At 73.6% G+C, this 13,394-nt stretch carries 10 protein-coding genes; 1 reads left to right on the top strand and 9 read right to left on the bottom strand.

Translation table 11 applies throughout. The features are described from left to right. Positions 1-8: 8 nt before the first annotated feature. Genes O7615_RS31840 through O7615_RS31850 form a run of 3 tightly spaced genes read right to left on the bottom strand, consistent with a single transcriptional unit; the run spans position 9 to position 5,832 of the window. Positions 9-1,892, bottom strand: coding sequence for a TOMM precursor leader peptide-binding protein (locus O7615_RS31840; protein ID WP_278181492.1), 1,884 nt, complete (start codon positions 1,890-1,892; stop codon positions 9-11). After that, complete coding sequence (locus O7615_RS31845; protein ID WP_278181493.1) at positions 1,889-4,069, bottom strand: TOMM precursor leader peptide-binding protein; 2,181 nt, start codon at positions 4,067-4,069, stop codon at positions 1,889-1,891. Before O7615_RS31845 ends, O7615_RS31840 begins: the two co-directional genes overlap by 4 nt. After that, complete coding sequence (locus O7615_RS31850) at positions 4,066-5,832, bottom strand: BTAD domain-containing putative transcriptional regulator (RefSeq protein ID WP_278182307.1); 1,767 nt, start codon at positions 5,830-5,832, stop codon at positions 4,066-4,068. Before O7615_RS31850 ends, O7615_RS31845 begins: the two co-directional genes overlap by 4 nt. Before the next feature lie 482 nt (positions 5,833-6,314). Here O7615_RS31850 and O7615_RS31855 point away from each other — a divergent pair, with 482 nt between their 5' ends. After that, positions 6,315-7,295 carry a LuxR C-terminal-related transcriptional regulator gene (locus tag O7615_RS31855; RefSeq protein ID WP_278181494.1) on the top strand — a complete coding sequence of 327 codons (981 nt, stop codon included), beginning with the start codon at positions 6,315-6,317 and terminating at the stop codon, positions 7,293-7,295. 62 nt (positions 7,296-7,357) lie between these two features. On the opposite strand, the gene pheT is transcribed toward O7615_RS31855, so the two are convergent. The 6 genes from pheT to infC form a co-directional block, all read right to left on the bottom strand. Continuing rightward, entirely contained in the window at positions 7,358-9,934 is a 2,577-nt protein-coding gene (pheT, locus tag O7615_RS31860) for a phenylalanine--tRNA ligase subunit beta (RefSeq protein ID WP_278181495.1), read from the bottom strand. A 36-nt stretch (positions 9,935-9,970) separates the two neighbouring features. Next, positions 9,971-11,041: a phenylalanine--tRNA ligase subunit alpha gene (gene pheS / locus O7615_RS31865; RefSeq protein ID WP_278181496.1), complete on the bottom strand. Its 1,071-nt coding sequence runs from the start codon at positions 11,039-11,041 to the stop codon at positions 9,971-9,973. A 213-nt stretch (positions 11,042-11,254) separates the two neighbouring features. After that, positions 11,255-12,052 (bottom strand): RNA methyltransferase, encoded by a 798-nt coding sequence (locus O7615_RS31870; protein WP_278181497.1) that lies wholly within the window; start codon positions 12,050-12,052, stop codon positions 11,255-11,257. A gap of 66 nt (positions 12,053-12,118) precedes the next feature. Then, the gene (gene rplT, locus O7615_RS31875) at positions 12,119-12,511 is read right to left on the bottom strand and encodes a 50S ribosomal protein L20 (protein WP_093404272.1); all 393 of its coding nucleotides are present in this window, start codon (positions 12,509-12,511) and stop codon (positions 12,119-12,121) included. A gap of 32 nt (positions 12,512-12,543) precedes the next feature. Beyond that, the gene (gene rpmI / locus O7615_RS31880) at positions 12,544-12,738 is read right to left on the bottom strand and encodes a 50S ribosomal protein L35 (RefSeq protein ID WP_013732809.1); all 195 of its coding nucleotides are present in this window, start codon (positions 12,736-12,738) and stop codon (positions 12,544-12,546) included. Between the two features lie 20 nt (positions 12,739-12,758). Beyond that, entirely contained in the window at positions 12,759-13,394 is a 636-nt protein-coding gene (infC, locus tag O7615_RS31885; protein WP_278181498.1) for a translation initiation factor IF-3, read from the bottom strand.

Here is a 13,394-nt window from a genome sequence, read left to right on the forward strand (position 1 = left end):
GCGGCACCTCACGGGAACGGGTGGGGAACGGAGTGGATCTCGTCGTCGTGCAGGTCGCGGTCGAGCAGGCCGGCGGCGCGGAACGCCGTCCGGAGCCGCCGCGAGTGTGGGGCGCGCTGGCGCATCCACCCGAAGTCGATCGGCAGCAGCCCCGGCACGACGACGCTGGCCGTCGCCAGGCCCAGGTCCCGCTGTTCGGGTGTGGTCTGGTCGACGACGATCACGTCGAAGCCCTCCCCGGTCACCGCCTTGAGGCAGTACTCAAGGTCGTCGCGGAGATCGCCGGAGACGGGCGGGGCGGGACGGGGCGGCCCGTACAGCCGCGCCATCGGCGCCGGTGCGGGGCCGCGCTCCAGCAGGAACGCGGCGTGGTGGGCCATCTCGGGCAGGCCGTACAGCAGCGGGTGGTCGTGTAGGCCCTGCACCTGGTGGAAGTCGGTCACCATGCGGCGCAGGCGGGCCTCGTCGGCGCCCGCGCGCACCCGGACCATGACCGAGTCGGTGGCGATCTCGCACAGCGCCGCGGTGATGGCGGCCTGCGGGTCGAGGCTGGCGCCGCCGCCGAACGCCAGCGTGCCGAGGCCGCCGTCCTCGCGGGTGGCCACCGCGGTGACCACCGGGATGTCGAAGGTCGTCCGGGCGTCGAAGAACCTGGCCCGGTAGCCGTACATCGCCAGCCGGTCGATCATCATGCGGGTCCGGGGCCGTTCGATGCTGGCCGGGTCGATCTCCGGCAGGGACCGGGCGCCGTACCAGGCGAGCAGGAACGCGTCCCGCTCGATCGCCTCCATCAGGCCGTGGTAGACCGCCTCCACCAGCGATCCGCCCGAGGCGCACCCGTTGGACGTCTCCTGGACGAAGCGCTCCTCGACGCTCGCCGCGTGGTAGAAGACGAGGATCTCGGGCACCAGCAGCGGTCGCTGGTCGCGCAGCGACCAGCCCCAGACCCAGGTGATCGGCCGGTCCGGATCGAACCGGTGCACGTACGGGTTGGCCCGATAGAACTCGTCGGGGTAGAGCCCGCACTCGCGCGGGTCGAGGGCGTCGTCGCCCAGCTCGCGCAGGGTCGCGGTGACCGCGGTGCGCCGGCCCCTCGGGCGCAGGCCGGCGGCGCGTTCGAGCCCTTCCAGCACGGCGATGCGGGCGCTGCGCCGGTAGCCGTCGGCGTGCCCGCCGTACAGGGTCTCGCGCAGGTACCGGCCGCTGCGCAGGGTGAACGAGCCGACCGCCGGTGAGGTCGACAGCGAGGTGATGTCCTGCCAGAGGGTGCCGCCGAGGGCACCGCAGACCGGGTTGGCGAAGGCCTCGACGTCCAACGGGTAGTCGTCCAGGTCCTTCTCCCGGAACGTGCCCGGCGCGCGCGTGGGCACGGCACGCAGCTCGATCGGGGCGAGTTCGGGCGCGTCGGTGACGGCCTGGCCGCACCCCGGGCACTCCGGGTCCGGCACCAGCGGAACCCGGTGCACCCGCAACGTGTGCAGGTCGACCTGGAAGACCGTGCTCGTGGTGGCGTCGTCCGGCGCGACGGTCGTGCGGTGCGCCTCGATCAGCGCGTGCAGGAAGTCCGCGACGAACGCGGTCGCGTACGGCCATGGCCCCGTCGCGGTGGTCGGGCCGCCGAGTTCGACCGCGTCCCGCAGGTCACGGTGGCGCACCGCCTGCCACCGCCGGGCCAGGCAGGTCACGCACGCCGCGGCCGGCGGCACCGGTCCGAGCAGCGCCAGCTGCCCGTACAGCAGCACCCGGGGCGGACCGGCCGGGCGGGCGGGGGCGGTCAGCTCGTCGCGTACCCCCAGGGCGATCACCTCGGCGTCGCAGCCCCGCCGCGCGAGCAGGTCCGCCAGGCCGGCACCGACCAGCCGGTCGGTGGCCGTCGGCGCGGTGGTGTTCACCGGTCGTCCCCGCCGGCCAGCAGCACCTTGACCACGACGAGACCGCCCGCCGCCAGGTCGGCGCCGCCGACCGGCGCCACGAGGACGTCGCGGCCCTGCTCGCGCAGCCGGTGCAGCACGTCGACCCAGCGGTGGGCCACGCCGGTGGCGGCGTCCACCTCGCCGTGCGCCGGCACGGTACCGGCGTCGAAGTCGCCGAGCACGGGGTCGCCGACATCCGGGACCGCGCCCTGTTCGCGGAGCTGGGCCTGGCCCAGCAGGTCACGCAGCGCCGCGACGGCCGCGACGGTCCACACCGGATCGGCGCCCAGCGCGTACGACCACTGCCCGCGATCGGCGTCCCAGGCGCGGGCCAGCAGCACCGCCATCGGCGTGTCGGGCCGGCCGCCCAGGTCGAGCAGTTCCACCGGGACGGCGAGGTTCGCCGCCGACTTGATCAGGAAGACCAGCTCGGGGTGGGTGCTCCGGGCGTCGAGGCGGACCTGCCGCGCGGTGGCCCGGCCGTCGACGACCTGCCGTAGCGCGTGGTAGGCGAGAGCCGTGGCCAGCCCGGCGCGGACCGCTCCGGCGAGGTCGCCGCCCGCTCCCCCGCCCGCGCAGGTCGGCTCCGCCGTACGACCACGGTTGGCCGGGCCGAACGGCTCCAGCACGGCCATCGGCACCGCCACCTCCCGGCCGGTCAGCAGCGAACGGGCCGCCGCCCAGCCGCCGTCCACGGTGTCCTCGCCCCAACCCGAGGCGAGGCCGAGGCGGGCCGCGTCGAGCCGGGGAGCGTCGTCGGGGACGGTCCTGCCGACGGCGGCGTGGCCGGTGCCGACCACGGCCGCCGCGCGCAGCGCCGCCAGCCGTGCGGCCGCGACATGGTGCAGGTCGAAGGCGCTCACGGTCCGGCGCCGGCCGCCGCCGTCGGTGAACTCGACCGTGCCGACCTTGATCGGGGTCTGGTCCCACCGCTCGTCGTCGTAGCGGCGGAACACACCCAGGTGCGGCTGGAGCAACGGCTGGTGGCCGGCGAGTTCCGCCACCACGGCCTGCGCCTGCGCGGACGGGTCCGCCGCGTCCTCGGTGCGGGCGGGTGCGGCGTCCAGCGCGATGTCGTCCCAGGACGGCTCCGGTGGGCGCGGGCGGCAGAAGACGCACCTCGGGTCGCCCAGCAGTGGCTCGGTCAGCACGTCCAGCGAGGCGAGATGCTGCACGATCACGCTGCCCGCCGTCTCGGCGGGCAGCGCCCCGGTGGTCAGCCGGAAGACCTCGTACGCCAGCAGGTTGCCGACCATCGCCGCCACCGGCCCCTCGGGCTGGGCGGCAGCCGACGTGGCACCGGCCGGTAGCGCCGCGGCCCGCCAGACCTCTCCGGCGGCGCCGGTCTCGTCGTTCGCGGCGAGTCGCGTCATCGCGCAGCACCAGCAACCCGGGCGGCCCTCGCCCTGCACCGGGCCGACCAGCATGCGGCCGCCCGCGACCCAGGCCGGCAGGAGCAGCCGGTCGGCCGGGATGCCCGCCGTGAGCAGCCGCAGGGTGTCGCGGGGTGCGTCGTCGCCGGCCGCCACCACGACGAGATCCGCCGCGTCCAGGTCCGACCAGCCGACAGACGTACCCGCGTCGGACAGCTGCGCGACCGTCGCGGCGCAGCCCGCCGCGCTCAGCTCGGCCAGTTCCGTGGTCAGTGCCGGCGCGACCGCCGGCGACACGGTCACCGTGGCGGCGCCGTTGCGCAGCAGGCCGGTGGCGCACGCGCGGGCGACGGGCCCCGTGCCGAGGACCGCGACCCGGGTCTCCCGGAAGGCGGCGAACCGCTGTGTCGCCCGGTCGGTGTAGTGGCCGATGTAGGCGATCTGGGTGGCGAAGTGCCCGGCCACGGCCGGACCGAGGACCGTCGACGGGTCTGCGTCCTCGTCCCGGATGTCGCGGGCGAACCCGCGCGCGTAGAGCGCGCCCACCAGCTCACCGATCATGCTGCGCTGCCCGGCGGGCAGCCGGGCGCAGATGTCGGCGACCGTGTGGCGGCCGTTCAGATGCGGGACGAGCAGCGACGCCAGCCGGTAGGCGGTGGTGGAGGAGAGACGGAAGCCGCTGTTGGCGTTGTGGAACAGCACTCCGTCCTCGGTGCGGGTGAACAACACGTCGTGGCGCATCCGCGGCCGGGTCTGCGCCACCGTCTCGTAGGCAGTGCTCATCGCAGGGATCCCTTCGCTCGGTACGGGGCTGGTGGCGGACCTGGTGGGTGCGCGTACCGGTCGGCGACAACCCGCGCGTGCAGCCGCAGCAGGTCCCGGATCCAGTAGCGGTCCCCGGCCTCTTCCACGAGGCTGTGGTCGACAAGTTCGTCGAGGAGTTCGCGGGCCGTGGCCGGTGCGATGTCGAGCAGTTCCGCGGCCCGCTGCACGGTGATCGGGGCGGGTGCCGCGGTGGCGAGGCGGACGAACGCCCCGGCGAGCGCCACCGAGGTCCGGGACAGGGCGTCGTCGAAGCGGGAGCCGAGCGACATGTCCGGATCGCCGGGCAGGCTCAGCCGGCCCAGTGGGTCCGCGCGCAGCCACTCGACCGCCTCCGCGAGCGTCATCCGGGCGCGCAGGAGCACGCGGGTGGCGGCGATGCGCAGTGCCAGTGGCAGGTGCTCGCAGAGCGCGGCGAGGTCCGCGGCGGCCTGGGGCTCCGCGCTCATCCGTTCGGGCCCCAGCACGGCGCCGAGCACGTCGAGGGAGTCGGTGGGGTCGAGCGGTTCGACCCGGTGCAGCCAACCACCGAGTCGGGCGACCAGACCGGACAGGCTCTGCCGGCTCGTCAGGAGCAGCACGTCGCCGGGCGCCACCAGGTCCAGCAGCGCGCACGCCTGCGTGACGTCGACGACGTCGTCGACCAGCAGCAGCCGCCGGCCGTTACGGGCGTCGTCGCCGTGACCGGGCGCGGCGGGCAGCTGCCGCTCGGTACCGTCGGGTGGCGGCAGCGGTCCGGCAGCGGATCCGTTCTCCAGCGGCGGTTGACCGCCGGGGAAATCGTCGGCGACGAGGTGCGCGACGTGTCGCGCGAGCGCGCTCTTGCCGACGCCGGGCGGGCCGCTGAGCACCACGATCCGGCAGCCCGCGCGGAGCCGGTCGGCGATGGTGCGGCCGAGCGCGGCCCGGCCGACGAAGCCGGGCGCGACCGTGGTGTGGACGAGGCGGGGAGCGGGCCGCGTCACCGGGCCGGCCAGGGTGGGCGGTGCCGGTGGTTCGCCCCGCAGGATCGCCAGCTCCAGCCCGCGCAGCGCCGGGCCGGGGGCGACACCGAGTTCGGTGCCGAGGCGGACCCTGATCCTGCGCAGTTCCGCCAACGCGTCCGCCTGCCGGCCGGTCCGGTAGAGCACCTCGACGAGTTGCTCCGAGAAGCGTTCGTTGGCCGGGTAGGCGCGGGTCGCGGTCCACAGGTCCACCAGTGCCGAGCGGTCGCGTCCCAGGCCGACCTTCAGGTCACAGACCCGTTCGATCACCCGGACGCGTTCCTCGCTGATGCGGGGCACCAGGTCCCGGTGCAGCGACTCCGACGGCACGTTGGCCAGCATCGGGTCGCTCCACAGCGCGAGCGCCTCCTCCCACGTGGACAGTTCCGTCTCGGGGTCCGATTCGTCCCGGGCCCGGCGGGCCAGCTCGCGGAAACGCATCAGGTCGACGGTGTCGGGGGTGGCGGTGATGCGGTAGCCCCCGGGGGCGGTCTTGATCACGCTGCCGGTGATGCCGTGGCGACTGAACATCTGCCGGAGCCGCAGCGTGCACGTCTGGAGCGCGGCCTTGGCCGAGGCCGGCCGCTCGTCGCCCCAGATCGTCTGTTGCAGCGTGGCGACCGACACCACCTCGTCGGGGTGCAGCAGCAGCGCCGCCAGCAGCGAGGTCACCTTCGACGGCGGCAGGACCAGCGTTTCCCCGCCGCTGCTGAGCGTCAGCGGGCCGAGCACCCGGAACACCGCCGACCTCACGGCCCGTCGGACCTCAAGGGGAGGCCGAAAGATTCACCGACGCCACGACCACGCAGAGTGCTGGGTTGATGGCGAAAGGTCACCACCGCGCACATGGCACCTCCCTCGCATGTCGCCTCCCGCAACGCGCCTGTCGGGACGACAGTGCACTCCGGCCGCCCGCACGTCATCCCGTTCGACGCTGGCGGAACCGGCCATGGCCGGTTCCGCCAACGCCAGGTGGAGCGCATCCATCCGGCATTGCCCCGTTTCCGCGCACGCCCGTGAAGCCGATAGATCGGTCAAACAACCGCATTTCCCGGAAAGTGCGGTGAACACCGCGAAATACGCCGCACCCCGGAATTGATTGTCGTACGTTAATAATTGCGAAACGGCGCGATCGTATGCCTCAGATGTCGAGCCGGTGAACGGCACATATTGAGTCCTTGCGATAAACGGGAAGTCAACTATCGTGATCGTTGGAGATCAACATGGAGGGGACATTGCTCCAACGGCTCGGAGTCTCAGCAACGGCCGAAGCCGTGTACTGGGCGATGGTGGATCACCCGGAGTGGGATGCCGGCCAGCTCGCCACGCGCCTCGGCGTACCCGAGACGGTCGTGCGCGACGCGCTGTCCACGCTCGCCGACCGCGCGCTCATCCTGCCGTCCAGCAGCCGGCCCGGCACCATGCGCGCCGTGAGCCCACAGGTCGGTCTGCTCGCCCTGCTGGACCAGGCCGAGCAGCAGGCGATCGCCCACCAGGCGAAGATCCAGGCGGCGCGCGCCTCGGTCCTGGCCCGCGTCACCAACGGCCCGGATCGGGAACGCGACGAGATCGTGCGGCTGGAGGGCCACGACGCGGTACGCAACCGCCTCGCCGAACACGCCCACACCGCGTCCGAGAGCTGCCTGACCCTGACCACCGGGAAAGCGATGACCGCGGCGGCCATCGAGACCGGCAACCAGTTGAGCCGGATCGCCCTGTCCCGGGGCGTAGCAATTCGGCACATCTACCAGGAGAGCATTCTCGACGACGCCGCCTCCCTGGCGTACGCGGAGCGGATGGCCAAGCACGGTGAACAGAGCCGGATCACGCCGGAGGCTCCGCTGCGCATGACGCTCATCGACCGACGGTTCGCGCTCATCCCGATCGAGCCGAGATCCGGGCGCGGGGCGCTGGAGATCCGCAGCGGCCGGCTGGTCTCCGCCCTGCGCCTGCTGTTCGACATGACGTGGGAGAAGAGCACCCCCCTCGCCCGACGGTCGGCCGGTGACAGCCACGGGCTGACCCACCAGGAATCCGCCATCCTGCGGCTGCTGCGCAGAGGGCGCACCGACGAGGCGATCGGCCGCCAACTCGGGCTCTCCGAGCGCACCGTACGCCGCGTCGTGGCAGACCTCATGAAGCGCCTCGACGCGGAGAGCCGCTTCCAGGCCGGCGCCGAGGCGACGCAGCGCGGCTGGATCTGACGTGAGATCGGTGCGGGGGCCCCTTCCGCTACCCGAGGCGTGCGGACGGGGCCCCTTGCACGTCAGGCGCCGCGGAGGGTGGCGCCGAAGCGTGCGGCGGCGCGGGCCACGGCGGCGTCCCGGGCCGCCACCGCCTCCTCCACGGTCAGGGTGCGCTCCGGCGCCCGGAAGGTGAGCTTGTACGCCAACGACTTGCGCCCGGCTCCCAGCTGCTCCGAGGCGTACACGTCGAACAGGCGTACCGACTCCAGCAGCTCACCGGCGCCCTCGGCGAGGGCCTGCCGGACCGCCTCGGCGGGAACCTGCTCGTCCACCACCAGCGCCACGTCGATCAGTGCCGGCGGATAGCCCGAGACGGTGGGCGCGGGCGCCACCGGGGGCTCCGGCAACGCGTCCAGATCCAGCTCCATGGCGCAGGTACGCCTCGGCAGCTCCAGCGTCGCCACGACCGTCGGGTGCAGCTCGCCGGCGTGCCCGACGACCGTCCCGTCGACCAGCAGCTCGGCGCAGCGGCCCGGGTGCCAGGGGGCGTACTCGCCGGCCCGCACCTCGACCCGCCGCTCGGGCACCCCGGCGGCGGCGAGGACCGCACGCCCCGCCTCGACCGCGTCGGCCCAACCGGCCGGCCGGCCGGCGCCCCACCATCCGGCCGGCTCGATGTCGCCGGCCAGCACGACGGCGACGTGCCGGGGCTGGTGCGGGACGACCGCGTCGGCGGCGGCGAACTCCGCGTCGGTGGGCCGCCGGTCGACACCCATCGCCGGCGGGCGGCCCGCGCCCGGTTGCGGGTGGAAGACCGTGCCGATCTCGTAGAGGGCGAGATCACGCAGGCCCCGGCCCAGGTTGCGCCGGACGATGCCGAGCAGCGGGCCGAGCAGCGTGGTGCGCAGCAGCGGCTCCTCGTCCGACAGCGGATTGGCCAGCCGCACCGCCCGGCGACGCGGATCGTCGGCGGGCAGGCCGAGCTGGTCGGCGAGATCGGCGGCGACGAACGGGTGCGCGAGCACCTCGACGTGGCCCCGCTCGGCCAGCGACCGGGACACCGCCCGGTGGCGTCGCTGCTGCCAGGTCAGGCCCCGACCGGGCGGGGCGGTCGGCAGTACCGAGGGCACCTTCTCGTACCCGTCGAGGCGGACCACCTCCTCGACCAGGTCGGCCGGGTCGATCAGGTCGGGCCGCCAGGTCGGCGGGGTCACGCTGAGCACCTCGCCACCGGCGGCGGCGATGCCCACCTCACCCGGATCCTCGGCGAGCCGGTCGGCGCCCCGCGCCACCGTGCAGCCGACCCGTTCCAGCAGGGCGACCACCCGGGCCGGCGGATACTCCACCCCGACCCGCCGGCTGGGCAGGTCGACCGGCAACGTGACCGGGGTACGCGGCCGGACGTGGTCGATGTCCAGCACCTCGACACCGGCGGTGCCGCCCGCGTGCCCGGTGAGCAGCGCGACCGCCCGGTCCAGGGCGACCAGCGGCAGCGCCGGATCCACCCCGCGCTCCCAGCGCTTCGCCGCCTCGCTGAACAGCTTGTGCCGGCGTGCGGTACGCCCGACCATCGCCGGATCCCAGTGCGCGGCCTCGAAGAGCACGTTGACGGTGCCCGGCACCACCTCGCTGGTCTCGCCGCCCATCACGGCGGCGAGCGAGATCGGCACGCCGTCGCCGGGGCCGGCGAGGGGATTCGGCAGCCCGGCGTCGCAGATGACCATGTCCTCCGGCGCGAGCGCGCGGGTCACCCCGTCGAGGGTGGTCAGCTTCTCCCCCGGTACCGCCCGGCGCACCACCAGCGGCCCGGCGATCCGGTCGGCGTCGAAGGCGTGCATCGGCTGCCCGAGTTCGAGCATCACGTAGTTGGTGATGTCGACCGGCAGCGAGATGCTGCGGATGCCGGCGATCGTCAGCCGCTGCCGCATCCAGTCCGGCGTCGGCGCCGCCGGATCGATGCCCCGCACCATCCGGGCGGCGAACCGGTCGCAGCCGACCGGGTCGCGCACCTCGACCGGGTACGCCGGTTCGGCCGTACCGGCCGTCGCCGGCATCCGACCCCGGTCCGAGTAGTCGACGCCGAGGGCGTGCGCCAGCTCGCGGGCGAGCCCGCGCAGCGACATCTGGTAGCCCCGGTCCGGGGTGATTTCCACCTCCACCACGATGTCGTTGAGCCCGACCACCGGCCGCGCGTCGTCGCCGGGCTTGGCCGGGACGTGCTCGGCCAGCACGAGGATGCCGGAGTGGTCGTCGCCCAGGCCCAGCTCCTTGGCGGAGCAGATCATGCCGTTGGAGTTGCGCCCGTACGTCTTGCGGGCGCCGATGGCGAAGCCGCCCGGCAGCACGCCGCCGGGCAGGATCACCACGACCCGGTCGCCCGGTGCGAAGTTGCGCGCCCCGCAGACGATCTCCTGCGGCTCGCCGGTGCCGTTGGCGGCGCCGACGTCCACCCGGCAGAACCGGATCGGCTTCTTGAAGCCGGTCAGCTCCTCGATCTCCAGGACCTCGCCGACCACCAGCTGCCCGGTGACCGTCGCCGACAGGTCCACGATGGACTCGACCTCGATGCCGAGGTCGACCAGGGCCCGCTCCAGCTCACCGACGGGCAGGTCCGGGATGTCGACGTACTCCCGCAGCCAACTGACAGAAACTCGCATGACTCGTAACCACCGTCTCCGTAACTCGCGTCCGCACTACGCCCCGTGGCCGAACGCCCGGGTGAACCGGACGTCGCCCTCGACCAGATCCCGCATGTCGCCCACCCCGTGCCGGAACATGACGGTGCGGTCGATGCCCATGCCGAAGGCGAACCCGGAGTAGACCTCCGGGTCGATGCCGCAGGCCCGCAGCACCCGCGGGTTCACCATGCCGCAGCCGCCCCACTCGACCCACTGTGGGCCCTTGCGGTGCTCCGGGAACCACACGTCGAACTCGGCCGACGGCTCGGTGAACGGGAAGTAGTGCGGCCGGAAGCGGGTCTTCGCGCCCTCGCCGAAGATCGCCCGGGCGAAGTGGTCCAGCGTGCCGCGCAGGTGGGCCATCGTGATTCCCTTGTCCACCACCAGGCCCTCGACCTGGTAGAAGACCGGGGAGTGGGTGGCGTCCAACTCATCGGTGCGGTAGACCCGCCCCGGTACGACCACGTAGATCGGCGGCTGGCGGGTCAGCATGGTGCGCGCCTGCACCGGCGAGGTGTGGGTACGCAGCACCAGGCCCGACTCCTCGGCGGGTGCGATGTGGAAGGTGTCCATCAGACCCCGCGCCGGATGGTCGGCGGGGATGTTCAACGCGTCGAAGTTGGCCCACTCCAGCTCGACCTCGGGCCCCTCGGCCACCTCGTAGCCCATGCCGACGAACAGGTCGCTGATCTGCTCCATCAGCACCGTGATCGGGTGCCGGGCACCACGCGGGCGGCGATCGTAGGGCAGCGTCACGTCGACGCGTTCGGCGACCAGGACCCGCTGCGCCTGCTCCCGCTCCAGCACCTCGGCTCGGGCCGCGTACGCCTGCTCGATGGCGCGGCGGGCCTCGTTGACCCGCTTGCCGGCGTCGGCCTTCGCGGCCGGCGGCAGCGCGCCGATCTCCCGGCGGGCCAGCGCGACCGGGGCCCGGTCACCGAGGTGCGCCGGGCGTGCCGCGGCCAGCGCGTCCGGGTCACCGGCGGCGGCGAATGCCTTGCCGGCCTCGGTCACGGCCTCGGCCAGGGCGGCCGGGTCGAGCAGGGCGACCTGCTTCGGGTCGTACGGATCGTTGCGGTAACTCATGACGTACGGGCACTCCCTCACGACGGCGCCGGCCCTCACGGGCGGCGAAGTGAGTCTACGGACGCGCGGCTGTGCCGCAGCCCGCCGGTGGGAGTCGCGTGGAGAGCAGGTCAGACCCGCCGCCCGCCGACACCGGCGGGCTGGCTAAACGAACGCCGTGACGCGTTCACCATCGGGGCCGCATCTCCTCCGTCGTGTGCGCGTGATCCGGGGTCAGCGCTGTGCTCTCGCTGAAGCGTACAGGCAGACGGCCGCGGCCGCAGCCAGGTTGAGGCTCTCGGCCCGCCCGTGCAGCGGCACCCGGACACGGGCGTCGGCGGCGGTGGCCAACTCACCCGGGAGGCCGTGCGCCTCGGAGCCGAACAGCCAGGCGGTGGGTGCCGCGAGCCGGCCGGCGTCGGCCAGCTCGTCCAGATCGTCCGCGCCGTGACCGGTGGCGGCGAGCACGGTCAGCCCGGCGGCCCGCGCGGTGGCCACCACGGCGGCCGGGTCGCGCTCGCGCACCACGTCGACGTGGAACACGCTGCCCGCCGACGACCTGACGCACTTGCCGTTGTACGGGTCGACCGTCTCCCCGGCGAAGACCACCACGGTGGCACCGGCCGCGTCGGCGGTGCGCAGCACCGTACCGGCGTTGCCCGGGTCACGGATGCCGGCGAGCACCGCGACCAGCCTCGGCCGGCGGGCCAGCGCCGTCTCCAGCGGCACGTCGAGGTGCCGGCAGACGGCGACCAGGCCCTGCGGGGACACGGTCTCGGCGAGGGCCGCGAGGGCGTCGTCGGTCACCTCGGAGACGGGTACGTCGTCGCGGGCGGCGGCTGCCGCCAGGTCGGCGTACCGGTCGAGGGCGGCGGGCGTGCCGAACAGCTCCACCACGGTGCGGGGTCGGCTCAGGGCCTCCCGGACCGCCTGCGGCCCCTCGGCCAGGAACCGGCCCGTGGCGTCGCGCTCGCGGCGCCGCTGGAGCCGGCGCGCGGCGACCACCCGGGGCGTACGCGGTGTGAAGGGCATGGTGTCCTCACCACACGCGCGAGGCGCCCCTCGGGTCGAGGGACGCCTCGCTGCGCGGTGTGGTGATCAGGCGGCCTGGGCCGGCGCGCCGCCGGTGCCCTCGGCCTGCACCGCGGCCCGGGCCAGCTCGACGATCGCCGCGAACGCGGCGGCGTCGTTGACGGCCAGGTCGGCCAGGATCTTGCGGTCGACCTCGATCCCGGCCAGACGCAGGCCCTGGATCAGGCGGTTGTAGGTCATCCCGTTGGCGCGGGCGCCCGCGTTGATCCGCTGGATCCACAGCTGCCGGAAGTCGCCCTTGCGGTCGCGACGGTCCCGGTAGGCGTACTGCATCGAGTGCAGCACCTGCTCCTTGGCCTTGCGGTACAGCCGGGAGCGCTGACCGCGGTATCCACTCGCGGTCTCCAGCAGGGTACGGCGCTTCTTCTGGGCGTTCACAGCCCGCTTGACGCGTGCCATCTCAACTCCTTCTTGGGCTCAGGTGGCGCGCGTCAGCGGCCGAGCAGCTTCTTGAGGCGCTTGACGTCGGACTTGGCCGCTTCGACCACGCCCGTCAGCCGCCGGGTACGGGTGGAGGGCTTCTTCTCCAGGTTGTGGCGCAGACCGGCCTGCTGCTTCATGATCTTGCCCTTGCCGGTCACGCGGACCCGCTTGCCCGTCCCCGTGTGGCTCTTCATCTTCGGCATGTGGAACGTCTTCTCCCCTGTTACTCGCCGCTGTTGTCGGCGGCGGTGCCGGTGTCACCGGCTGCTGCGGTCTCGCCGGCCTCCGGGCCGGCGGATCCCTCCGCTGCCCGGTCCCGGGGCGCTCCGCCCCGGGAGGCCGTCGCGGCGACCGCGGCGGCCTTGGTGGCGCGGTGCGGCGCGAGCACCATGATCATGTTTCGGCCGTCCTGCTTCGGAGCGGCCTCGACGTACCCCAGCTCCGAGATCTCGCTCTCGAGCCGGCGCAGGAGCCGGTACCCCAGCTCCGGGCGGCTCTGCTCGCGACCGCGGAACATGATCGTCACCTTGACCTTGTCGCCGGCCTTGAGGAACCGCACCACGTGACCCTTCTTGGTCTCGTAGTCGTGCGGGTCGATCTTCGGCCGGAGCTTCATCTCCTTGATGACGGTCTGCTGCTGGTTACGCCGCGCTTCGCGCGCCTTCAGTGCGCTCTCGTACTTGAACTTGCCGAAGTCCATGAGCTTGCACACCGGCGGGCGCGCCATCGGCGCAACCTCGACCAGGTCCAGATCGACGTCCGCGGCCAGCTGAAGGGCGCGCTCCAGCGGGACGATGCCCACCTGCTCACCCTCGGGGCCGACCAGTCGGACCTCACGTGCCCGGATCTGCTCGTTCAC

It is taken from the genome of Micromonospora sp. WMMD1082 (assembly GCF_029626175.1).
Lineage (GTDB): Bacteria > Actinomycetota > Actinomycetes > Mycobacteriales > Micromonosporaceae > Micromonospora.